17 protein-coding genes and 1 pseudogene are annotated in these 22,427 nt (G+C 69.4%); 8 read left to right on the plus strand and 10 right to left on the minus strand.

The window, feature by feature from the left end; translation table 11 throughout:
* Positions 1-253: 253 nt before the first annotated feature.
* The 5 genes and pseudogenes from QA861_RS09510 to hemE all read right to left on the minus strand — a co-directional run bounded on the left by QA861_RS09510 (position 254) and on the right by hemE (position 5,257).
* Positions 254-1,276 (minus strand): LacI family DNA-binding transcriptional regulator, encoded by a 1,023-nt coding sequence (locus QA861_RS09510; RefSeq protein ID WP_334587785.1) that lies wholly within the window; start codon positions 1,274-1,276, stop codon positions 254-256.
* Between the two features lie 286 nt (positions 1,277-1,562).
* Positions 1,563-2,690, minus strand: a complete 1,128-nt coding sequence (locus QA861_RS09515) for a glycoside hydrolase family 12 protein (RefSeq protein ID WP_334587786.1) — start codon at positions 2,688-2,690, stop codon at positions 1,563-1,565.
* A gap of 213 nt (positions 2,691-2,903) precedes the next feature.
* Positions 2,904-3,032 (minus strand): annotated as a pseudogene (locus tag QA861_RS09520) (glycoside hydrolase family 48 protein); the annotation flags it as partial.
* Positions 3,033-3,064: 32 nt separating this feature from the next.
* Positions 3,065-3,217 (minus strand): hypothetical protein, encoded by a 153-nt coding sequence (locus QA861_RS09525; protein WP_334587788.1) that lies wholly within the window; start codon positions 3,215-3,217, stop codon positions 3,065-3,067.
* A 945-nt stretch (positions 3,218-4,162) separates the two neighbouring features.
* Positions 4,163-5,257: a uroporphyrinogen decarboxylase gene (hemE, locus tag QA861_RS09535; protein WP_334587789.1), complete on the minus strand. Its 1,095-nt coding sequence runs from the start codon at positions 5,255-5,257 to the stop codon at positions 4,163-4,165.
* 129 nt (positions 5,258-5,386) lie between these two features.
* Here hemE and QA861_RS09540 point away from each other — a divergent pair, with 129 nt between their 5' ends.
* The 3 genes from QA861_RS09540 (at position 5,387) to QA861_RS09550 (ending at position 8,574) form a co-directional block, all read left to right on the plus strand.
* Positions 5,387-6,052 (plus strand): DUF3000 domain-containing protein, encoded by a 666-nt coding sequence (locus QA861_RS09540; protein WP_443041465.1) that lies wholly within the window; start codon positions 5,387-5,389, stop codon positions 6,050-6,052.
* 345 nt (positions 6,053-6,397) lie between these two features.
* The gene (locus tag QA861_RS09545; protein ID WP_319095917.1) at positions 6,398-7,057 is read left to right on the plus strand and encodes a LuxR C-terminal-related transcriptional regulator; all 660 of its coding nucleotides are present in this window, start codon (positions 6,398-6,400) and stop codon (positions 7,055-7,057) included.
* Between the two features lie 227 nt (positions 7,058-7,284).
* Positions 7,285-8,574: an HRDC domain-containing protein gene (locus tag QA861_RS09550; protein WP_334587791.1), complete on the plus strand. Its 1,290-nt coding sequence runs from the start codon at positions 7,285-7,287 to the stop codon at positions 8,572-8,574.
* Between the two features lie 13 nt (positions 8,575-8,587).
* Here QA861_RS09550 and QA861_RS09555 read toward each other — a convergent pair whose 3' ends face one another.
* From QA861_RS09555 to QA861_RS09565, 3 genes are read right to left on the minus strand one after another with little or no spacing between them, the layout of a single operon-like run.
* Positions 8,588-9,418, minus strand: coding sequence for a carbohydrate ABC transporter permease (locus QA861_RS09555; RefSeq protein ID WP_334587792.1), 831 nt, complete (start codon positions 9,416-9,418; stop codon positions 8,588-8,590).
* Positions 9,415-10,365: a carbohydrate ABC transporter permease gene (locus QA861_RS09560; RefSeq protein WP_443041552.1), complete on the minus strand. Its 951-nt coding sequence runs from the start codon at positions 10,363-10,365 to the stop codon at positions 9,415-9,417. The genes QA861_RS09555 and QA861_RS09560 overlap by 4 nt, the downstream gene beginning before the upstream one ends.
* A gap of 20 nt (positions 10,366-10,385) precedes the next feature.
* Complete coding sequence (locus QA861_RS09565) at positions 10,386-11,699, minus strand: extracellular solute-binding protein (protein ID WP_334587794.1); 1,314 nt, start codon at positions 11,697-11,699, stop codon at positions 10,386-10,388.
* A 159-nt stretch (positions 11,700-11,858) separates the two neighbouring features.
* Between QA861_RS09565 and QA861_RS09570 the strand changes: the two genes are divergently transcribed.
* From QA861_RS09570 to QA861_RS09585, 4 genes are all read left to right on the plus strand, one after another.
* Complete coding sequence (locus QA861_RS09570) at positions 11,859-14,330, plus strand: glycoside hydrolase family 2 protein (RefSeq protein ID WP_334587795.1); 2,472 nt, start codon at positions 11,859-11,861, stop codon at positions 14,328-14,330.
* The gene (locus QA861_RS09575) at positions 14,327-15,364 is read left to right on the plus strand and encodes a LacI family DNA-binding transcriptional regulator (RefSeq protein ID WP_334587796.1); all 1,038 of its coding nucleotides are present in this window, start codon (positions 14,327-14,329) and stop codon (positions 15,362-15,364) included. The genes QA861_RS09570 and QA861_RS09575 overlap by 4 nt, the downstream gene beginning before the upstream one ends.
* Positions 15,365-15,594: 230 nt before the next feature.
* Positions 15,595-16,821, plus strand: coding sequence for a thiolase family protein (locus tag QA861_RS09580; protein WP_334587797.1), 1,227 nt, complete (start codon positions 15,595-15,597; stop codon positions 16,819-16,821).
* Positions 16,818-18,944, plus strand: coding sequence for a 3-hydroxyacyl-CoA dehydrogenase NAD-binding domain-containing protein (locus QA861_RS09585; protein WP_334587798.1), 2,127 nt, complete (start codon positions 16,818-16,820; stop codon positions 18,942-18,944). Before QA861_RS09580 ends, QA861_RS09585 begins: the two co-directional genes overlap by 4 nt.
* Positions 18,945-19,283: 339 nt before the next feature.
* On the opposite strand, the gene QA861_RS09590 is transcribed toward QA861_RS09585, so the two are convergent.
* On the minus strand, positions 19,284-20,351 hold the full coding sequence (locus tag QA861_RS09590) for a PLL family lectin (RefSeq protein ID WP_334587799.1): 1,068 nt from the start codon (positions 20,349-20,351) through the stop codon (positions 19,284-19,286).
* A 93-nt stretch (positions 20,352-20,444) separates the two neighbouring features.
* Here QA861_RS09590 and QA861_RS09595 point away from each other — a divergent pair, with 93 nt between their 5' ends.
* Complete coding sequence (locus tag QA861_RS09595; RefSeq protein ID WP_334587800.1) at positions 20,445-20,822, plus strand: NTP pyrophosphohydrolase; 378 nt, start codon at positions 20,445-20,447, stop codon at positions 20,820-20,822.
* 49 nt (positions 20,823-20,871) lie between these two features.
* On the opposite strand, the gene QA861_RS09600 is transcribed toward QA861_RS09595, so the two are convergent.
* Positions 20,872-22,368: an amino acid permease gene (locus QA861_RS09600; protein WP_334587801.1), complete on the minus strand. Its 1,497-nt coding sequence runs from the start codon at positions 22,366-22,368 to the stop codon at positions 20,872-20,874.
* Positions 22,369-22,427: the final 59 nt, after the last annotated feature.

Raw genomic sequence — 22,427 nt, forward strand, 5'->3', positions numbered from 1 at the left:
CGGCACAGCGGTGACGTGGGGTGCGGTAGGACGCCGGCGGAAGGTTGATTCGCTCGGCCGAGTGCTCCGTACCGGGGCCCCAGGTGACGCCCGGCGTAGTGGGTGCGACTCGGCCTCGGCGATCAGACTCACGGACCTCTCCGGAGCACGGCTGACGGTCGACGCAATCGCGGTGCGACCCAACGTCCCGCAACCTGCCAGGATCCGCTTCGCCCGGCACTGATCTCACCGCCCGCGCCGCTACGAGCCCGCGTCAGGACGACTCGCGAACGACCAGTTCCGTACGGAGGATGACGTGGCGCCAGGCCACGGACGCCTCCTCCATCTCCTCCAGCAGCAGTCTGATCATGGCCCGCCCCATCTCCTCCACCGGCTGACGCACGGTGGTCAGGCGCGGCTCGGTGCGCTGAGCCAGCGGAAAGTCGTCGAACCCGATCACCGCGACGTCCTCGGGCACCCGCCGCCCCGCCGCGCGCAGCGCCTGCAGCGCCCCCGCCGCCGAGGTGTCCGACGCGGCGAGGACGCCGTCGATCTCCGGGTGCCGTACGAGGAGTTCCGCCATGGCGCAGCGCCCGCCCTCCAGGGTGAAGTCGCTCTCCGCGACCAAGGTCCGCGGACCTTTCAGACCGGCCGCCTCCAGGGCACCCTGATAGCCGCGCAGCCGGCACTGCGCGACGTACATGTCCAACGGTCCCGTAATGGTGGCGATCGCTCTGCGTCCCTGTTTCAGCAAGTGGGAGACCGCGCTTCGGGCACCGCCCAAGTTGTCCGCGTCCACGTAGCTGACGTACTCGTCGCCCGACCGGCGCCCCAGCATGACGGTCGGTAACCGCGCCTCGGCGAGCATGTCCGGCAGCCGATCGCCTCCGTGCACGGACATCAGCAGAACCCCGTCGACCCGGCCGCCGCGTGCGTACTCAAGGAAGCGCTGCCGTTCGTTCTCCGAGGGGACCAGGGTCAGCATCAGCTGCATCCCGGTGTCCGCCAGCGCATCGCCGAGCGAGCGGACGATCTCCGAGAAGAACGGCTCCGCGAACTGCCTCCAGTCCGGCTCCGTCAGGACGAGGGCCACGGCGTCGGCCCGCCGTCCGGCCAGGGACCGGGCCGCGAGATTGGGCACGTAGCCCAGATCCTCGATGGCGCGTTGTACCGCCCGGCGCGTCGCCTCCTTCACACCGGCCGCGTTGTTGATGACCCGGGAGACCGTGCCCCGCCCCACCCCGGCGCGGGCGGCCACCTCTTCCAGCGTCGGCGCTCCAAGGCGTCGCTTGGCCATGACCACCTCTCCCCACCCGCGAGATCACCGATCTTACGGGCCCGGGGAACCGGCCACACATCATCCGCGGGGGATCAACCGAGCTCGGCGCGAAGGAAGTTCGGGTGCCCCGCCTTGAGGAAGGCCGTCGACCCGGCCGGCTCCGGAAGCGGCCGCACCCACCCGGCTGAACTCGAAAGCCAGGCGGATGGGTGCGGGGTGGACGGACGCGCACTCGCGTCAGGCGCCCGGTTCGGGGCAGGCCGGCCGGCGGTCGTCCGGTCTCAGGCCGCCGACGCCGGCATCATCAAGCGGCGGTGCAGGACGTGCCGTTCAGGCTGAAGCCGGTCGGTTTGGCGAAGGTGCCGTCGTAGCCGCCCTGGAACCCGAAGGAGACCTGGCCGCCCGGTGCGATGGACGCGTTGTACGCCATACCACCGGCCGTCACCGCTCCCGACGAGCCGGAGACGTTGGCGCTCCAGGAACTCGTGATCTTCTGCCCGGCGGGCAAAGTGAACGCGAGTTTCCAGTTGTCGACGGGAGACGAGCCCGTGTTGGTCACGGTGACGTCGGCGGTGAAGCCGCCTTGCCACACGCTCGTGCCGTAGGCCACCTTGCACGCCGACGAGCCGCCACCCGGACCGCCGGGGGTGCTGCCACCGACGTTGACGGTGGAGGAGAACGACGTCACCGCCAGTCCCGCGCCGTTCTGCCAGGGCTCGAAGCCCGCCTGCACACTCGTCAGGTACCAGTTGTCCTGGGCCAGTCCGCGGGAGACGGCCTGGCGGACGAAGTCCATGACGTCGAAGTTCCAGCTGTCGATCGCCGACGGCGCGACAAAGGACAACACGTCGTTGGAGCCGTTGTTGCCGGACCACACCTGCCATGAACGCCCGGCCACGGAGGCGGTGCCGACCTGCGATCCGACCGGCTGCACGCCTCCCACATGGTTGAACCAGACCATGATCTCGGTGCGGTTCACACCGTCCTTGCGGGGCGTCGGGTCCAGCCAGATGTCGTACGCGGCGTCGTAGATCGCACCGCTCCCATAGCCGTAGGAGATGCTCGTGGGCGCGCTCGAGATCGAACTCAGCCGGGCCGGGAGGCTGGTGCCGGGTGAGCAGTTGGTGTAGTGGCAGCCGTTGAAGAGGGACGGGTACGACTTCGGGGCGCCGTTCGTCGGAACCGAGCCGTCGGCCTGGGCGATCCTGAAGCCGGAGTTCGTGACGGTGATGCACTGGGTGGCGTTGGTGCCCCAGCGGTTGTTCTGGACGACGTAACGGCCCTGGATCGTGGTCGTGCCGAACTGCTCGCAGATGGTCGTGTCGGCGTGCGACGCCGGGGCGGCGGTGAGAAGCGCCGCCAGCGCGACGAGCGCCGTGAGCAGCGTGCCGAACAGAGCGTGCGCCCTGCCCCTTTGCTTCGACTCTTGCATGCGTGTCCTCCGCTGGGGATGTGTGGGGAGCAGCAGGAACGCCCATCCTTTGGGAGCGCTCCCAATTCGGTTGGCAGGATCCGACGCGACCGGCATCGTGATCATGCTCCTGACAAATCCCGGGCGGTTCCCTGAGCGGCTGAGAACCGCCCGGCCGGGTGACCCCGTCTCCCTGCGACGGAGTCGTGTACGCGGAACCTCAGGGGACCTGGTCAAGGGCTCCGCGCACAAGCCCATGGCGAGGGCGATGTCCGCCCGGGCCCAGAACCGGTGGTGGGTGAAGACGGGCGCGGCTCCGCCCGTGAGGTATGCCCCGGTCTTCGACCAGGCCGGGTCGTTCTTGCATGCAGAAGGAGCGCGGTGACGCCGGACAGTCACCCATGGCCGGACTGCGACCACCTGCCGTTCCAACCGCTGCTCAGCTTCTGGTTGCCCGAGCAGGCGGGCATCGACAGGGGCGGGGCGAACGCGGCCGCGACAGCGGTCCACAGCCGCCGCACAGCTCTGCGCTTACGTCCGGGATCCATGTTTCTGGTCCTCCTCGCGAAGGGCGACTCGGTGGGGGCCAAGGCTGAACCGGCGGGAGCGCTCCCATAGTGAGGACGGAGGCAGAGCCCGTCAAGACGTCGAGAAGTGGAATCGTTTTGAACTGAATCGGCCGAAGAAAGTCAGGTAACAACCCTGTGAAACCAACCCTGTTGACGCTAACTTCGTCGACACCAGTGGGAGCGGTTCCATCAGGCGACTCGGCCGTCACCGCGCGCCAAGCTGCGCGGAGTCGCTCATACGACACCCCCGCGTTCAACAGCGTTCAGACTCGTCGGCACACCTGCGCCGCGTGTCCCGGGGCGCCGGGCCCGTGGACTCCGGCGATCTCGCCGCCGTCTGACGCGTCCACGACTCCCGCTCAGGTGACAGCTGTTGGAACTCCACCCGCAGGACAAGCGTGGGAGACCTCCGCCGGCCGTCCCTCATGGCCTCGCCTCCTACGGCGGCGCGTCCACCGGGCAGGGCGACCGGCCTGCCCGACCGGCTGCGTGAAGCGTGTGGGCCGGTCCGAGGGGGTGGCGTAACGCACGCTACGCAGGACGGACGCCCAGGTGGCGGTGTCGGTGAAGTCCCGGCGCCCGGCCGGGACGGCGTCCGCCCGGCCGGCTCGCAGCCAGGCGGTGAGCGTGCCGTCGTCGCCGAGGTCGGTCACGGGAACCGCGCGGACGCGGGAAATGGTGCTGCTGCGGCTACCGGCCCGGCCGGTGCTGGGCTTCTGTTTCGCGCCGCAAGCGGTGTACTCGTCCGGAGAGGGCGTCACCGAGGCCGGCACCGTGGCGTACGCCGCCCATGTCGTCGGCTTCCTCGCCGGCATGCCGCTGGCCCGGCCGCTCAGGCCCGGCACCTCGCCGCCGCCCGAACCGGGCCGCCCGCCACGGGGCGGGCAGGCACCGCATACGTGGCGACGGGCGCCGGATCGCGGCTCAGCGGGCGGTGTTCGTGTGGACGTACTCCACGAGGCGCGTCAGGGCGTCCGGGGGCGTGTTCGGCATGACGCCGTGGCCGAGGTTGAAGATGTGGCCCTCCAGGCCCTTCGCGGAGTCGAGGACCTCGCGGGTCTTCGCCTCGACGGCCTCCGTGGACGCGAACAGGACCGTCGGGTCGAGGTTGCCCTGGAGCGCCTTGCCGGGGCCGACGCGACGGGCGGCCTCGTCGAGCGGGACGCGCCAGTCGACGCCCATGACATCCACGCCGGCCTCGCTCATGGGGGTGAGGAGTTCGCCGGTGCCGACGCCGAAGTGGATGCGCGGGACGCCGTACCCCTCGACGGCCTTGAAGACCTTCTGGGAGGCGGGGAGCACCGAGCGGCGGTAGTCGGCCGGGGCGAGGGCGCCGGCCCAGGAGTCGAACACCTGGACGGCACTGGCGCCGGCCTCGATCTGGACCTTGAGGAAGGCGGCCGTGATGTCGGCGAGGCGGTCGAGGAGGTCGGCCCAGAGCTGCGGGTCGCCGTACATGATCGCCTTGGCGTTCTCGTACGTCCGGGAGGGGCCGCCCTCGACGAGGTAGCTCGCGAGCGTGAAGGGCGCGCCGGCGAAGCCGATGAGCGGGGTGGCGCCGAGCTCGCGGGTGAGCAGACCGATGGCCTCGGTGACGTACGGGACGTCCTCGGGGGTGAGGTCACGGAGCTGGGCGAGGTCCGCGCGGGTGCGGATCGGCTTCTCGACGACCGGGCCCACACCGGGCTTGATCTCGAGGTCGATCCCGATGGCCTTGAGCGGGACGACGATGTCGCTGTAGTACACCGCCGCATCCACGTTGTGCCGGCGGACCGGCTGCATGGTGATCTCGGTGACCAGCTCGGGCCGGGTGCAGGACTCGAGCATCGGGATGCCCTCGCGGGCCTTGAGGTACTCGGGCAGAGAGCGCCCGGCCTGCCGCATGAACCACACGGGTGTGTGTGGCACAGGCTCGCGCCTGCACGCCTTGAGGAAGGCGGAATCCTGCACGGCGTCGTTCTTGACGGCGGCGGACGTCGCTGTCGGCTGCTGGCCCGCGGGGCTCTGGTTCGCGCTCACGCCCAGAAGTCTCCCACGCCCCACCGACAGTCCCGCGAACAGCCCTGTCGGCGGCTCCCGCCGGACTGTGGTCCGTTCCACGGGTGTCCCTCCCCGCACGGGGGCTCCGTTCCCCTTAATCTTCCCCGCATGGCTGCGGCACAGGGACGACTGTCGGACGGCGCTGGCGAAATGGACGATGCGAAGGAGGGGGGCCGGGATGGGGAGACGGCTCCGTTGCCCTTCCGGGCTGCCGTCGACGCGTTGCGGTCCGCGCGGCTGAGGCCGCAGATCGAGATCGAGCCGACGCGGGCGCCCCAGCGCCTCGCGCCGTTCGCGTACGCCCTGGAGGCGGCGGTCGTCGACGGCGAGGAGGATCTGGCCGACGGCCGGCTCGTCCTGCTGCACGACCCGGCCGGGCACGACGCCTGGCAGGGCTCCTTCCGGCTGGTGACGCTGGTGCGCGCCGAGCTGGAGCCGGAGATGGCCGCCGACCCGCTGCTGCCCGACGTGTGCTGGTCCTGGCTGACCGGGGCGCTCCAGGCGCGCGGGCTGTCGTACGGCGAGGCCAGCGGCACGGTCACGCGCGCGAGTTCGCACTACTTCGGCGGGATGTCGGAGCGGCCGGCCGCGTCCCAGATCGAGATCCGCGCCTCCTGGACGCCGCGCGAGGGCCTGGGCGGCGTCCCGGACACCGCCGCCCACCTGGCCTCCTGGTGCGACCTGCTGGCCCAGATCGCGGGCCTGCCACCGGCCGGCCCCGGGGACGCGTCGGTGGTGACGCTCCCTCAGCGACGGGGGCCCCAGTCCCGCTGAACCCCCGCCCGTCCGACTGAACGGCCTTGCGGTCCCCGTACGGGGACCGCAAGGCCGTTCCTTTGCGCCCCCCTCCATGTGCCCTCCTTCTCCCGGTATCGGCACGCCGTCTTTAGTAGCTCTTTGTCGATACGGCCACATTCGGCCGCGTATCGACGTAGAGCGAAACCGTTCGATCTTCGGATGATCGATCGCGTGTCCGAATTGCACAGATTGTTACTCACCAGATCGTGATCTTTCTCTAAAGGAGCACAGGTTTGATGCCGAAGACCTCTGTGACCTTGAAAGCACGGTCGATCCGGTTTCATCCCCAGACCGGATCCGTTCCGCACTCCAGGAGGCCTGGTGTCCGTTCTTCTTGAGCAGCCCGCAAGCCTGGTCGCCTACCGCCCGAACAAGCCGACCGCCATGGTGGTCGTGGCCGACCCCCGCGTCCGCTCCACCGTCACCCGCCATCTGTGGGCGCTCGGTGTGCGCGACGTGATCGAGGCCTCGTCCATCGCGGAGGCTCGTCCCCGCATCGGCAACCCCCGCGACATCTGCGTCGCAGACGTCCACCTGCCCGACGGCAGCGGGCTCACCCTGCTGTCCGAGACCCGTGCCGCGGGCTGGCCCAACGGCCTGGCCCTGTCCGCCGCCGACGACATCGGAGCCGTGCGCAACGCCCTCGCGGGCGGTGTGAAGGGTTACGTCGTCACCGGCACCCGCAACAACATCGGCCTGCCCAGCCGGCCGGGCGCCGCCCCCATCGGCGCCGGCGCCCGTATGCACCGCCGCCCCCCGGGTGCCCCGAGCCACCCGGGCGGCTACCGCGAGCTGTCAGGGCGCGAGGTCGAGGTCCTGCGACTGGTCGCCGAGGGCCAGTCGAACAAGGCGATCGGCGTCTCCATGGGCCTGTCCGCGCTGACCGTCAAGAGCCACCTCGCCCGGATCGCCCGCAAGCTCGGCACGGGTGACCGCGCCGGGATGGTGGCGGTGGCCCTGCGCACCGGAATCATCCACTGACACCGATTGACACCGATCCCGATCACTGCTCCTGAGCACCACTCCTGATCACTGACGCACGACCCTCGGCGACCGGCCGATGACGACCACTTCGCCACCACTCCTGACCGAGATGACCGACAGAATTCACTGACACGTGTGACACGTGACCGGTTTACGACCCCAAGGCGCCCGTCGACGGAACGTTCCGTCGGCGGGCGCCGTCCATACACAGATACCCTTGACAGGTGACCGAAGCCCAAGACACCGCAGCAGACAGCTCACTGCGAACCACCGGAGGCGCTCCTCCGGACGACAACGGATCTTCTGAGGCTCCGGCGCCGGTCCCACTCCTCGATCCGCGTGACGGAATTCCGCCCGTCGTCACCGACGAGCACTCGCTCGCCGAGGTGATCGCCGCGTTCGCCGCGGGCAGCGGCCCCGTCGCCGTCGACGCCGAACGTGCGTCCGGCTACCGCTACGGACAGCGCGCCTACCTGGTGCAGCTGCGCCGTGAGGGCGCCGGCACCGCGCTCATCGACCCCGTCGCCTGCCCCGATCTCTCGGGCCTCGGCGAGGCACTCGGCGGCGTGGAATGGGTGCTGCACGCCGCCACACAGGACCTGCCCTGTCTCCGCGAGATAGGCATGATCCCCACTCAGCTGTTCGACACCGAACTGGCCGGACGGCTGGCCGGGTTCCCCCGGGTCGGCCTGGGCGCGATGGTCGAGGGGGTCCTCGGCTTCGTACTGGAGAAGGGCCACTCCGCGGTCGACTGGTCGACCCGGCCGCTGCCCGAGCCCTGGCTGCGGTACGCGGCACTTGACGTCGAACTCCTGGTCGACCTGCGGGACGCGCTGGAGAAGGAGCTGGACCGGCAGGGCAAGCTGGAGTGGGCCCGGCAGGAGTTCGACGCGATCGCGTCGGCGCCCCCGCCGGAGCCCCGCAAGGACCCCTGGCGTCGTACGTCCGGCATGCACAAGGTGCGTCGGCGTCGGCAGCTCGCCGTCGTACGGGAGCTGTGGGAGACCCGGGACCGGATCGCGCAGCGCCGGGACGTGTCGCCGGGCAAGGTGTTGTCGGACGCGGCGATCGTCGAGGCCGCGCTCGCCGTGCCGGTGAACGTCAACGCGCTGGCCGCGCTGACCGGCTTCGGGCATCGGATGGGTCGGCGCCAGCTGGAGCAGTGGCAGGCCGCGGTGGATCACGTGAAGGCGCTCACCGACTCGCAGCTGCCCCAGCCGGGGCAGCCTGTGGTCGGGCCGCCGCCGCCCCGGGCCTGGGCCGACAAGGATCCTGAGGCCGCGGCCCGGCTGTCCGCCGCGCGGGCCGGGGTCTCCGCGCTGGCCGAGCGGCTGAACATGCCGCAGGAGAACCTGATCACTCCGGACACGGTGCGCAGGGTCTGCTGGGAGCCGCCCGCTTCCGTGGACGCCGACTCCGTGGCCGCGGCCCTCGCCGGGTACGGGGCTCGGGCCTGGCAGGTGGAGCAGGTCACCCCGGTGCTCGTGGAGGCGCTTTCCGCCGAGGTGCCGTAGAGATCTCAGGGGCTCACCTCGTCGCTCCCTTCATGAAGCCGTTGTAGATGAACCTCTGCAGCGACAGGAAAGCGATCAGGGTCGGCAGGATGACCAGGACCGCGCCCGCCGAGATCGTCTCCCAGTGGGCCGCGAAGGGGCCCTTGAAGCGGAAAAGTGACGTCGAAATCACGCCAAGATCTTCGGACGGCATGTAGAGGAAGGGGATGTAGAAGTCGTTGTAGACGGTGATCCCCTTCACTATCACCACCGTGGCGATCGCCGGCTTGAGCAGCGGGAAGATGATCTTCCGGTAGATCGTGAAGGCGTTGGCTCCGTCGAGGCGTGCCGACTCGTCCAGGGACATCGGGATCGACCGGACGAACTGCAGGAAGATGTAGATCGACACGATGTCCGTGCCCATGTAGAGCGCTATCGGCGCCCAGAGGGTGTCGAACATACCGAAGCTGTTGACGAGTCGGAACGTCGCCACCTGGGTCGTGACACCGGGGACCAGGGTCGCCACCAGGAACAGGGCGATCACCAGCTTCCGGAAGCGGAAGGTGAAGCGGTCGATCGCGTACGCCGTCATCGAGCCGATGAGTACGGTCCCCGAGACGGCGAACACCAGGATGATGGCCGTGTTGGCGAAGGCGGACAGCATCTCGCCGTCCTGGAACGCCGTCACGTAGTTGTGGAAGTTCAGCAGGTCGCCTGGCAGCGAGAGCGCCCCGCTGTCGTCCGCCATCTCCCGCTCGGTCTTCAGCGAGGTCAGGACGATCACGCCCAGCGGCAGCAGGACGACCACCGTCGCGAGGACCAGGGACAGGTACACGAACGTACGGGCAACCACTCGGCGCGTCATACGAGATCCACCCTGTCGTCCGGAACGAACCGCCGCTGCACCCAGGTCGCGGCGAGCACGATCAGCAGCAGTACGACGGCCGCCGCCGAGGCGAGCCCCGTCTTGTTGAACTGGAACGCCAGCTTCACCGTCTGGATGACGAACGTCTCGGTGCCGGTCGCCCCGCCGGTCATGATGTAAGGGATCTCGAAGACCGACAGCGAGCCCGAGATGGAAAGGATCACCGTCAGGCTGAGCACCGGTTTGATGCCCGGCGCGATGATGTACCGGAACTGGTGCCAGCGGTTCGCCCCGTCGAGTTCGGCGGCCTCGTACAACTCCCCCGGGACGGACTGGATCGCGCCCAGGAACAGGACGAAGTTCAGGCCCGTGTAGCGCCAGACCGAGACGCCGGCGAGCGAGGTGTTCGCCGACGTCGGTGTGCCCAGCCAGGCGTGGTCCGTGTGGACGCCGAACAGGCTGAGCACCGAGTCGAGGGTGCCGCCGTCCTGGAAGAAGTAGAGGAACACGAAGCCGATCGCGACCCCGTTGATCAGGTACGGGAAGAACAGCACGCCCTTGAAGAAGTTCTGGAAACGGACGTTGAAACTGAGGATCGTCGCGAAGTAGAGCGCGGCGACGATCTGGAGCGCGGAGGCGGCCAGGTAGTAGCCGCTGACGAAGAACACCTCGAACAGCTCGGGACGCGTGAGGAGTTCGGTGTAGTTCCCGGCACCCGTGTAGTGCAGCTCGGGGCTGACGCCGTCCCAGTCGGTGAAGCTGTACGCGATCATGTTGACGATCGGCGCGTAGGTGAAGGTCAGCAGCAGGGCGAGCGGGGCGATCAGGAACAGCCAGGGGGTCACGCCCCGCCACAGGCGTGCCCTGCGCGGGGGTGGTCCGGGTTTGGCGTCGGTTGCGGGCAGGGGCGGCGGTTCCTTTCGCCGCGCCGCCCTTCGCCCGGTCATACCGGCCTCGGTGGTGTCCGTCACCGCGTCCCCACGGACTGCTGGGCGTCGGTCCAGCGCTTGCCGAGGTCCCCGAGGAAGTCGTCGAGGCTGCCCTTGCGGGCGCCGCGGGCCAGGTCGACGAGATCCTGACGGTAGTCGGGGGCGTAGATGCCGACCTCCGACTCGGAGTCGATGAGCTTGAGCCGCGCTCCTTCGGTGTCGTCGACCTCGATGAACTTCACCCCCGCTTCCTCGTACGGCTGAAGTACCTCGGGCAGCGAGGCGTCCTTCAGCGGGGAGATGGAGAGGTTGTCCTTGGCGTAACCGGACTTGTCGGTGAACCAGTCGATCCAGGCGCGGGCCGCCGCCTTGTGCTCGCTGTGGACGTTGACGGCCTGGTTGTAGTCGGGGCCGATCACCGCACAGAACTTTCCGTCCACCTGGGTCGGGAAGGGCATGAACCCGATGTCGGCGGGGTCGACTCCGGCCTTCTTGGCAGCGTCCTGGAACTGGACGATCGCCCAGGTGCCGAGCCACTGGGTGGCGATCTGTCCCTTCGCCAACCGGGGCTTGGATGCCTCCCAGTTGGTGGTCGTCGGGTCCTTCTCGGCGAGACCTTCGTGGACGATGTCGTACAGCAGGGTGTCGCCGACGCGCAGGTCCGCGCCCTTGGCCCACGGGTCGCTCTCGACCAGTTTCGTCGTCGCCCCGGTGTCGCAGCTGACCGAGCCGTTGACGTACGTCCATGAGGTGAGGGGCCATTGGGCGGCGAAGTTGGTGTAGTACGGGTCCGCGTCCGTCTTGGACTTGATCGCCTTCAGGGCGGTGAGGAACTCGGCGGGGGTGGTGGGCCAGTCGGTGATCCCGGCCTCCTGCCACACCTTCTTGTTGTAGAGGAATCCGGGGGCCACCCCGACCGGGCTCTGGCCGTAGACCTTGCCGTCGACAGTGGTGGTGCCGGTGAAGCGGTACTTCTTGGCGCGCTCCGCCTGGGTGCCGAGCGAGGCGAAGAACTTCGGGTAGTCGCCCTTCTTGATCACCGCGGGGATCAGCAGGACATCGCCGTAGTTCTTCGTGTTCATGCGGATCTTGACTTCGGCCTCGTAGTTGGTGAGCCCCTCGAACTCGACCTTGACCTTCGGGTAGATCTTCCGGAAGTCGGCGGCGTACTTCTTCAACGTGCCGTCCTGCACGAGGTCGGTCCGCACGGTGAGGACCTTGATGGTTCCGCTCACTTTCGACGGATCGTCAGGCGCCTTCGCGTCGGCACCTTTTGAGGTTCCTCCGACTCCGGTGCACGCGGAGAGCAGCAGACCGGCGGTGAGGAGTACGGGAATCGTGCGGCGGTTCATGTGCATCAGCTCCGTTCGGGACGGACGAGCACTACTGGGTTGGCTGATTCGGCACTCTGACACCATCTACTGAACCGGTAAAGTCTCTATTTCGCCAAGGGTGCCACCATGTTCTCCGCGCTTGACTCACGCGATGATGGAACGGTTTAGGGAGTGTGCATGCTGGAGGCCACACCGCTCACCGAGGGCTGGACCGTACGGTACGAGGGGGGCGAACTGCCTGCCGCCGTCCCCGGATGTGTACACACCGACCTGCTGGCGGCCGGGGTGATTCCGGACCCCTTCATCGGCCGGAACGAGGCCGAGGTCGCGTGGGTGGGGCGCCGGGAGTGGACGTACGAGAGACGGCTCGCGGCCGCTTCGACGCAGGAGCAGACCGATCTCGTCTTCGACGGGCTCGACACCGCCGCCGAGATCCGGCTCGACGGTCAACTCCTGGGCCGGGTACGGAACATGCACCGCTCGTACCGCTTCGACGTGACCGGGATGACCGGGCTGCTGTCCGTCCGGTTCGCCTCCGCCTACGCCGAGGCCGAGGCCGTGCGGGAGCGCCTCGGTGAGCGGCCTGGCGCCTATGCCGAGCCCTACCAGTACATCCGGAAGATGGCCTGCTCGTTCGGCTGGGACTGGGGTCCGACCCTCGTCACCGCCGGCATCTGGCGGCCGGTGCGCCTGGAGCACTGGTCGACGGCTCGGATCTCCCGGGTGCGCCCCGAGGTGACGGTCGACGAACACGACCTGGGGCATGTGGAGTTGGCGGTCGATGTCGAGCGCACCAGAGTGGAGGCCGGGCTGACGCTGGAGGCCCGGGTGAGCGGTGGCGGCCTCGCCGGTGGCGGTGAGGTCGTGGCGCGGGGCGAGGTCGACGGGACCAGCGGTGCCGTGAAGCTGGAAGTGCCGGACGTGGAGCTGTGGTGGCCGCGCGGGTACGGACAACAGGCGCTGTACGACGTCGAGCTGACGCTCCGTCATGACGATGTCTCGCTGGACGGCTGGCGGCGGCGGGTCGGGTTCCGGACCGTCGAACTCGACACCTCCCCCGACGCCCATGGGACCGGGTTCACCCTGGTCGTCAACGGGGAGCGGCTGTTCGCGCGGGGCGTCAACTGGATCCCGGACGACGTGTTCCCGTCCCGGATCACCCCGGAGCGGTACCGGGAGCGGCTCGCGCAGGCGGCAGGCGCCGGGGTGGATCTCGTCCGGGTGTGGGGCGGCGGGATCTACGAGAGCGAGGACTTCTACGACGTCTGCGACGAGTTGGGGCTCCTGGTGTGGCAGGACTTCCCGTTCGCGTGCGCCGCCTATCCCGAGGAGCAGCCGCTGCGGGGTGAGGTGGAGGCGGAGGCCCGGGAGAACGTCGTACGGCTGATGCCGCATCCCTCGCTCGTGCTGTGGAACGGCAACAACGAGAACCTGTGGGGCTTCAGGGACTGGGAGTGGGAGCAGCGGCTCGCCGGGGAGTCGTGGGGCGAGGGGTACTACCTGGGCGTACTGCCGCGCGTGGTGGCCGAGTTGGACCCCACGCGGCCCTATACGGCGGGCAGTCCCTGGTCCGGGTCCTGGGAGCGGCATCCGAACGATCCGGCGCACGGCACGCATCACTCGTGGGAGGTGTGGAACCGGGAGGACTATGCCGACTACCGGCTCGAAGTCCCGCGATTCGTGGCCGAGTTCGGGTGGCAGGCACCGGCCGCGTATGCCACGATGCGGCGGGCTCTGCCGGGTGAGCGGCTCGACTCCGACTCCCCCGGCATGCTGCACCACCAGAAGGCGGACGACGGGAACGGAAAGCTGGAGCGCGGTCTCGCCCGGCATTTCCCCTTGCCGGAGGGGGACTTCGACCGGTGGCACTACCTCACCCAGGTCAACCAGGCCCGTGCCGTCGCCGCCGGGATCGAGCACTGGCGGGCGCACTGGCCCGTGTGCGCGGGGACGATCGTATGGCAGCTCAACGACTGCTGGCCGGTGACGTCCTGGGCGGCGATCGACGGGGACGGGCGCGAGAAGCCGCTCTACCACGAGCTGCGGCGACTGTACGCGGACCGGCTGCTCAGCCTTCAAGTGCGGGGCGGCAAGGTGGTGTTGGCCGTCGTCAACCAGGCGGCCGAGCGGTGGACGGGCACGGTGGAGCTGCGCCGGATGTCCGTGGCCGGGGACGGAGGCGGAGCCGGGATCGGTGAGTCGGTGCGGGTCCCGTTCACGGCGGAGCGGCGGGCGGTCGCCGAGGTGCGGGTGCCGGGGGTGGTCGTGCCGGTGGGAGCCAAGGAGTTCCTGGTCGCGGACGTCGAGGGAGCAGGGGGAACAGAGGAGGCAGTGGCGGCGGTGGGAGCGGAGAGGGCCGGCGGGGCGGGGCTGCGGGCGCTGTACTTTCCCGTTCCTGACCGTGAAATCCCTTACGCCCGACCCGAGTTCGACGTACGCGTGGCCCCGGGGGCGGTCACGGTGACGGCTCGTACCCTCGTACGGGATCTGCTGTTGCAGGCGGACCGGCTGGACCCGGGAGCGCGAGCCGATCGTGGGCTGGTGACCCTGTTGCCCGGGGAACAGGTGACCATCGGGGTGCGCGGCTGGGAGACTCCGGATGCCGAGACCGCCCGATCGGCCCTGTACTGCGTGGAGCCCGCCAGATGACGGCATTGCCGACCCCTCGCGTCACCATCAAGGACGTCGCCGCGCGCGCGGGCGTGTCCAAGGGTGCCGTGTCCCTCGCCTTCAACCACAAGCCGGGACTCGCCGAGGCGACCCGGGACCGGATCTTCACCGCGGCCCGCGAGCTGGGCTGGGAGCCGAACCTCACCGCGCGGTCGCTGGCCGGGGCCCGGGTGGACGTGGTGGGGCTGGCGATCTGCCGGCCGGCCCGGCTGCTCGGGCTGGAACCGTTCTACATGGACTTCATCTCGGGCGTGGAGAGCGTCCTGACCGAGCGTTCGTGCTCGCTGCTGCTCAGGCTCGTCCGGAACCTGGAGGAGGAGGTCGGGCTCCAGGAGTCCTGGTGGAGGGGGCGGCTGATCGGCGGGGCGATCCTGGTGGACCTGAGAGCCGACGATCCCCGGGTGCCGGCCGTCGAGCGGCTCGGGATGCCCGTGGTCGCGGTCGGGCATCCCTCGTTCACCGGCGGCCTCACCTCCGTGTGGACCGACGACGCCACCGCCGTGACGGAGGCGGTGCGGTATCTCGCGGCGCTCGGGCATCGACGGATCGCCCGGGTGGGGGGTGCGCCGGCACTCGGGCACACGAACATCCGCACGACGGCTTTCGACGACGCAGCGCGGGGGCTCGATCTGGCCGGGGCGTGGCAGGTCTCGACCGACTACTCCGGCGACGCGGGGGCGCGGGCCACCCGGTCGCTGCTGTCCGCCTCGGCGGCGGACCGGCCCACGGCGATCCTGTACGACAACGACATCATGGCCGTGGCGAGTCTGTCCGTGGCCGCCGAGATGGGCCTGAGCGTGCCGGCTGACGTGTCCCTGCTGGCCTGGGACGACTCGCAGCTGTGCAGGTTGACTCGGCCCACCTTGTCCGCGATGAGTCACGATGTGCATGGGTTCGGGGCGGATGTCGCGCGGACGTTGTTCGAGGTGATCGGCGGGGGTGGGGGTGGGTCTCATCCGGTGAGTACGCCTGTGCTCACCCCCCGGGGGTCCACCGCTCCGCCCAAGGGGTAGCGACTATCTCTTGGTTCGCGGCTGCGGGGGGTTGTGGCTGGTCGCGCAGTTCCCCGCGCCCCTTGGGTGAGTCTATGTAACCGGGGGTAACATGCTGAACCCGTGTGACGTTCGCCGCTCCCTTGTCCAGGGGTGTGCAGTACGGTTACTCGCAAGTAGCATGGGACTGAGCGCCCGCTCAGGTTGCGTATCGCAGCAGTGCCGTCCCGCACCTTTGGAGGAGAGCCATCGTGCCTCGTACCGTCAGGGATGTCGTCTTCGTCGACGGCGTCCGCACCCCGTTCGGCAAGGCGGGCCCGAAGGGCATCTACCACGAGACCCGCGCTGACGACCTCGTCGTGAAGGCGATCCGGGAGCTGCTGCGCCGCAACCCGGGTCTCGACCCGAAGAAGATCGACGAGGTCGCCATCGCCGCGACCACACAGATCGGTGACCAGGGGCTCACGCTGGGCCGCACCGCCGGAATCCTCGCCGGGCTGCCCCAGTCCGTGCCCGGCTACTCCATCGACCGCATGTGCGCCGGCGCGCTGACCGCCGTCACCGCGACCGCCGGTTCGATCGCCTTCGGCGCCTACGACGCCGTCATCGCCGGTGGCGTCGAGCACATGGGCCGTCACCCCATGGGCGAGGGCGTCGACCCGAACCCGCGGTTCGTGAGCGAGAAGCTCGTCGACGAGTCGGCCCTGTTCATGGGCATGACCGCCGAGAACCTGCACGACCGGTACCCGCACATCACCAAGCTGCGCGCCGACGAGTACGCCGTGCGCTCGCAGGAGAAGGCCGCCAAGGCGTACGCCAACGGCAAGATCCAGCAGGACCTGGTGCCGATCTCCGTACGGAACACCAATGCCGAGGTCGGCGAGACCGGCTGGGGCCTCGTGACCGCCGACGAGCCGATGCGGCCGGGCACCACCCTGGAGAACCTCAGCGGGCTCAAGACGCCGTTCCGTGTCCACGGGCGGGTCACCGCCGGTAACGCGGCCGGTCTGAACGACGGCGCCACCGCGTCGATCATCGCGTCCGAGGACTTCGCGCGCGAGAACAACCTGCCCGTCAAGATGCGTCTCGTCTCGTACGCCTTCGTCGGCGTCGAGCCCGAGGTCATGGGCTACGGGCCGATCCCCGCGACCGAGAAGGCCCTCGCCAAGGCCGGCCTCGGCATCGGTGACATCGGTCTGTTCGAGATCAACGAGGCCTTCGCCATCCAGGTCCTCGCCTTCCTCGACCACTACGGCATCGCGGACGACGACGCGCGCGTGAACCAGTACGGCGGCGCCATCGCCTTCGGTCACCCGCTGGCCTCGTCGGGTGTGCGTCTGATGACGCAGCTCGCCCGTCAGTTCGAGGAGCAGCCGGAGGTCCGCTACGGCCTCACCACCATGTGCGTCGGTTTCGGCATGGGCGCCACGGTCATCTGGGAGAACCCGCACCACACGGACGCCGGAGGCGACAAGTGAGCACCACCGAACTCCTCAAGGGTGCGGCCGAGCTGTTCCCCGACGAGGTCGTGACGTCCGCGCACGTACGCCACCTCGACCTGCCGTTCGGTGCCGGACGCTTCGCGCTGATCACCCTCGACAACGGCTTCGACCACACCAAGCCGACCACCTTCGGCCCGGCCTCGCTGGCGAACCTGAGCATCGCCATCGACCAGGTCGAGAAGGAGGCGTCGGCCGGCGAGATCGTCGGTGTCGGCATCACCGGCAAGCCGTTCATCTTCGCCGTCGGCGCGGACCTCAAGGGCGTGGAGCTCCTGAAGAACCACACCGACGCGCTCGCCATCGGCAAGGGTGGCCACGAGGTCTTCAAGCGCCTCGCCGGGCTCGCGGTCCCGACCTTCGGCTACTACAACGGTGCCGCCATGGGCGGTGGCGTCGAGGTCGGTCTGCACTGCGAGTACCGGACCGTGTCGAAGTCCATCGCGGCCTTCTCCCTCCCCGAGGTCTTCCTCGGCCTGGTCCCCGGCTGGGGCGGCTGCACGCTCCTGCCGAACCTCATCGGCGCGGACCGCGCGGTGAGCGTGATCATCGAGAACTCGCTCAACCAGAACAAGCAGCTCAAGGGTCAGCAGGTCCTCGACCTGGGCATCGCCGACGCACTGTTCGAGGGCGCGGACTTCCTGGAGCAGTCGCTGATCTGGACGGCATCCGTCGTCAAGGGTGACATCAAGGTCGAGCGTCCGGCCATCGACCGCGGCGAGGCCTGGGACCAGGCGGTCGCCAAGGGCCGGTTCATCGCGGACAGCAAGGTGCACGGGGCCGCTCCGGCCGCCTACCGCGCCCTCGACATCATCGCGGCGGCGAAGAACGGCGACCTCCAGCAGGGGTACGACGCCGAGGACGTGGCCCTCGCCGACCTGATCATGGGCGGCGAACTCCGGTCCGGCATCTACGCGTTCAACCTCGTCCAGAAGCGCGGCAAGCGTCCGGCGGGGGCGCCGGACAAGTCGCTGGCCCGTCCGGTGACCAAGGTCGGCGTGGTCGGTGCCGGTCTGATGGCCTCGCAGCTCGCGCTGCTCTTCCTGCGCCGTCTCGAAGTGCCGGTCGTGCTGACCGACATCGACCAGGAGCGCGTCGACAAGGGTGTGGGCTACGTCCACGCCGAGATCGACAAGCTGCTCGGCAAGGGCCGTATCAACCAGGACAAGGCCAACCGCCTCAAGGCGCTGGTCACCGGTGTGCTGGACAAGGCGGAGGGCTTCTCCGACGCCGACTTCATCATCGAGGCCGTCTTCGAGGAGATCGGCGTCAAACAGCAGGTGTTCGCGGAGGTCGAGGCGGTCGCCCCGGCGCACGCGATCCTCGCCACCAACACCTCCTCGCTGTCCGTAACCGAGATGGCGTCGAAGCTGAAGAACCCCGAGCGGGTCGTGGGCTTCCACTTCTTCAACCCGGTCGCGATCCTGCCGCTCCTGGAGATCGTGCGCGGCGAGCAGACGGACGACGCCTCGCTCGCCACGGCGTTCGGTGTCGCCAAGAAGCTGAAGAAGACCGCGGTGCTCGTGAAGGACGCTCCGGCGTTCGTCGTAAACCGTATCCTTACCCGCTTCATGGGCGAGATCCAGAACGTGATCGACGAGGGTACGCCGGTCGAGGTCGCGGAGAAGGCGGTGGAGCCGCTGGGCCTGCCGATGTCTCCTCTGGTACTGCTCGAGCTGGTCGGGCCGGCGATCGGTCTGCACGTCTCGGAGACCCTCAACCGGGCCTTCCCGGACCGCTTCACGGTCTCCCCGAACCTCGCCGCCGTCGTCAAGGCGGGCAAGCGCGGCTTCTATGTGTACGACAGCGGGAAGCCCGAGCTGGACCCCGAGGTCGCCGCGCTGCTGAAGCAGGGTGATGTCGTTCTGAGCGAGGAGCAGGTGCGGGACCGGGTGCTCGACGCGGTCGCCCAGGAGATCGGGCTCATGCTCGACGAGGGTGTCGTGGCCGAGGCGCAGGACATCGACCTGTGCCTGATCACTGGCGCGGGGTGGCCCTTCCACCTGGGTGGGGTTACGCCCTACCTGGACCGGGAGGGTGTCTCCGAGCGGGTGAACGGGAAGCGGTTCCTGGAGGCCGGGGTGGCTTCCGTCCCGGCGTGACGTGACGTGACGTGGTGTGGTGATCGCCGAGTGCCCTGCATGCCCGTGTGGTGTGCGGGGCACTCGGTTTTTCGCCCCCGCCGCCCCTACCCGTCCCATCCCTGGGGGCTGCCGCCCCCGGCCCCCCGCTTCGGCCCTGAAGGGGCCTCGTCCTCAAACGCCGGACGGGCTGGAGATGCGGGTGTCGGCCTGGGCTGGACAGATGCGGTGAACGGGTGGGCGGGTGGGAAACGCGGCCTGGGCTGCATCGGCCGTGGGCTGTCGGCGCCGGACAGGTGGGGCGCGCCCCGGCCCGCGCTGGACGGAGACCGCAAACGGGCGGTTGGGTGGGAAACCCCCTCACACCAACCCCCACGCCTCCAACGCCAACCCCGCCTCCCGCTTGCGCCGCGCGACCCGCAGCTCTCCGCCGGGGGCAACCGTCGCCGCGACCACCCTGCCCTCCGCGTCCTCCGTCAGCGACACCCGTGCGTCCAGCGGGAGTTGGGGGCCCGACTCGGTCCACCATGCCCCCGCCGACTCCTGCTCCGTCGGATACGCGGCGAACGCCACCCGGCCGCTCGCCGAGCGCTGTGCGAGCAACGTGCAGTCGACCTCGTCCAGGGTGCAGCGGATCACCGACACCGGTCCGGGACCGGCCCCGGGGAGCAGTTCGACCGGCTCGCTGCCCGGCCGCCACGCACACACCGTGTCCGTGTCGTCCGTGTAGAACAGCGTCACGTGCTCGTCGGACGTGACCAGCGCCCGCAGGCTGCCCTGACGGGCCGTCACTTTCAGCGGGGCCTCGTCGAGTTCCGGGATCCAGCCGGGTCCGCCCTGGGTCCAGCGCAGGATGCCGTGGGGCGAGTTGCCGTACAGCTCGACGCGTCCGGACGTACGCGTGACGGCCGTCAACTGCTCTTCCACGTCCTCGCCCTTGAGGTCACGCCAGGGGCCCCAGCCGCCGCGCTCCTTCTGGCCGCGCATGCTGACACCGCCCACGGCGTTCCGTACGAAGACATGGGCGCGGCCCTCGGCGTCGACGGCGACCGCCGGTACGCCGGTCCAGTCGCCCTTCTGGTTCGGGTGACCGAGGGGCGTCCAGTCGAGGGCGGCCAGGGCGGGCCGGAAGTGCGTGGTGTGGATCACACCCGCCTCGCCCTTCACGGTGGGCCGCCATGTCGCCAAGTGGGCGTACTCGTCGGCGCCTTGGCCGACGCCGAGCATCGGATGCACGCGCTGGTCGCCGCCGATGCGCCGGGGCGCGAGCCAGGGCCCGCCGGGCCGGGACTCCGCGCGGCAGACGATCCCGTCTCCCACAGCGTCGTACGCGCTCAGCCGGCCGTCGCGACCCCGTATGAGCCAGTCACCGTTGACCGACTCGGGACGCCCCGCGGCCGTGGTAGCGGAAGGAGGAACAATGGGCACTGGACTACTTTAGTGTGCTCTTACCTTTGCCGCGCCCCCCGGCCCCCTCATCCGGTACCCCCGATTCCGGCGCCGCGTGCGACCCTGATCCCCATGGAAGCCCCGCTGCTCGTGATCGTCGACGCCGCGAATGTCGTCGGCTCGGTTCCCGACGGCTGGTGGCGGGACCGGAGCGGGGCGGCGGAACGCCTGCGGGACCGGCTGGTGGCGTACGCCGAGGGCGGGTTGCCGGGGCGGGAGGGGCCCGTGGAGGTCGTCCTGGTGGTCGAGGGAGCGGCCCGTGGGGTCGCTTCGGTGCCGGGCGTACGGGTGGAGTCGGCGTCCGGCAGCGGGGACGACCGGATGGTCGAGCTGGTCGCCGAGTTCGCGGACCGGGAGCGCCTGGTCGTCACCGCTGATCGTGAACTGCGGCGCAGGGTCGCGGAGTTGGGTGCCGAGGTCGCCGGGCCCCGTACGGTACGGAACGTATAGCCCCCCGTACCGTACGGAAACCGGTCATCAACTCCGCCGACCTTTCGGGTCAGTTGGTGTCCACGGTCGCCTCCTGCTCTCGTCCGAGGCGGCTGTGGGAGCGGCCGTACAGGAAGTACACGAGGAAGCCGATCGCCATCCAGACGCCGAACCGGAGCCAGGTCTCGGCGGGCAGGTTCAGCATCAGCCAGAGCGAGGCGAGCACCGACAGGATCGGGATGAACGGCACCCACGGGGTCCGGAAGGCCCGGGGCAGGTCGGGGCGGGACTTGCGGAGGATGATCACGCCGATCGCGACGACCACGAAGGCGAACAGCGTGCCGATGTTCACCAGTTCGGCGAGCTCGCTCAGCGGGGTGAAGCCGGCGACGATGGCGATGATCACGCCCAGCAGGATGGTCGGCCGGTGCGGGGTCCGAAACCGCGGGTGCACGTGGGAGAAGAAGGTGGGCAGCAGGCCGTCGCGGCTCATCGCGAAGAAGACGCGGGTCTGGCCCAGCAGCAGGATCATGCAGACGGTCGTGAGGCCGACGGCCGCGCCGAAGCTGATGAAGCCCGCGAACCAGGGGTGCCCGGTGGCCTTGAAGGCGTCGGCGAGCGGCGCGGTCACCGACAGGTCGGTGTAGTGCTGCATGCCGGTCACCACGATCGACACCGCGACATAGAGGGTGGTGCAGATGATCAGGGAGCCGATGATGCCCCTGGGCATGTCGCGCTGCGGGTTCCTGGTCTCCTCGGCGGCCGTGGCCACCACGTCGAAGCCGATGAAGGCGAAGAACACGACGGAGGCGGCGGTGAAGACGCCCATCACACCGAAGTTCGAGGGTGCCCAGCCGAACATCAGCTGGATGAGCGGCGATTGGAGGCCGTTGCCGGCCGTCACTTCCTGCGCCTTCGGGATGAAGGGGTGGTAGTTGTCGCTCTTGACGAAGAAGGCGCCCGCGATGATCACGACAAGGACGACGGTCACCTTGACGGCGACGACGATCGTGGTGACGCGCGCGGAGAGCTTCGTGCCGAGCACGAGGATGCCGGTCAGCGCCAGGACCAGCGCGGCGGCGAGGATGTCGAAGCCGAAGCCGTCGGCCCCGTCCCTGCCGCTGAGCGCCGCCGGCAGATGCCAGCCGGCGTTGTCGAGGAGCGAGGTGATGTACCCGGACCAGCCGACGGCCACCACCGCCGTACCGAGGGCGAACTCCAGCACCAGGTCCCAGCCGATGATCCAGGCGGGCAGTTCACCGAGCGAGGCGTAGGAGAACGTGTACGCGGATCCGGCCACCGGGACCGTGGAGGCGAACTCGGCGTAGCAGAGCGCCGCGAGGGCGCAGACGACCCCGGCGACCGCGAAGGCCAGCGCGACGGCGGGGCCGGCGTTGTTCTTGGCGACCGTGCCGGTGAGGACGAAGATGCCGGTGCCGATGATGACACCGACGCCGAAGACCGTCAGGTCCAGCGCGGACAGGGATTTCTTGAGCGCGTGCTCCGGTTCCTCGGTGTCACGGATGGACTGTTCGACCTTCTTCGTTCTGAAGAGGGTGCTGCTCACGGGTGTACCTCCCACGCTGTGTCGTCCCGGCCATGATCGGGAGGGGGCGATGGGGGTCC

Source organism: Streptomyces sp. B21-083 (assembly GCF_036898825.1).
GTDB lineage: Bacteria > Actinomycetota > Actinomycetes > Streptomycetales > Streptomycetaceae > Streptomyces.

Coding starts and splice junctions, on each gene's coding strand:
- QA861_RS09510 (WP_334587785.1), bottom strand. CDS start 1,276: ATGGCCAAGCGACGCCTTGGAGCGCCGACGCTGGAAGAGGTGGCCGCC.
- QA861_RS09515 (WP_334587786.1), bottom strand. CDS start 2,690: ATGCAAGAGTCGAAGCAAAGGGGCAGGGCGCACGCTCTGTTCGGCACG.
- QA861_RS09525 (WP_334587788.1), bottom strand. CDS start 3,217: ATGGATCCCGGACGTAAGCGCAGAGCTGTGCGGCGGCTGTGGACCGCT.
- QA861_RS09540 (WP_443041465.1), top strand. CDS start 5,387: ATGGCTGCGGCACAGGGACGACTGTCGGACGGCGCTGGCGAAATGGAC.
- QA861_RS09555 (WP_334587792.1), bottom strand. CDS start 9,418: ATGACGCGCCGAGTGGTTGCCCGTACGTTCGTGTACCTGTCCCTGGTC.
- QA861_RS09560 (WP_443041552.1), bottom strand. CDS start 10,365: ATGACCGGGCGAAGGGCGGCGCGGCGAAAGGAACCGCCGCCCCTGCCC.
- QA861_RS09565 (WP_334587794.1), bottom strand. CDS start 11,699: ATGAACCGCCGCACGATTCCCGTACTCCTCACCGCCGGTCTGCTGCTC.
- QA861_RS09570 (WP_334587795.1), top strand. CDS start 11,859: ATGCTGGAGGCCACACCGCTCACCGAGGGCTGGACCGTACGGTACGAG.
- QA861_RS09575 (WP_334587796.1), top strand. CDS start 14,327: ATGACGGCATTGCCGACCCCTCGCGTCACCATCAAGGACGTCGCCGCG.
- QA861_RS09595 (WP_334587800.1), top strand. CDS start 20,445: ATGGAAGCCCCGCTGCTCGTGATCGTCGACGCCGCGAATGTCGTCGGC.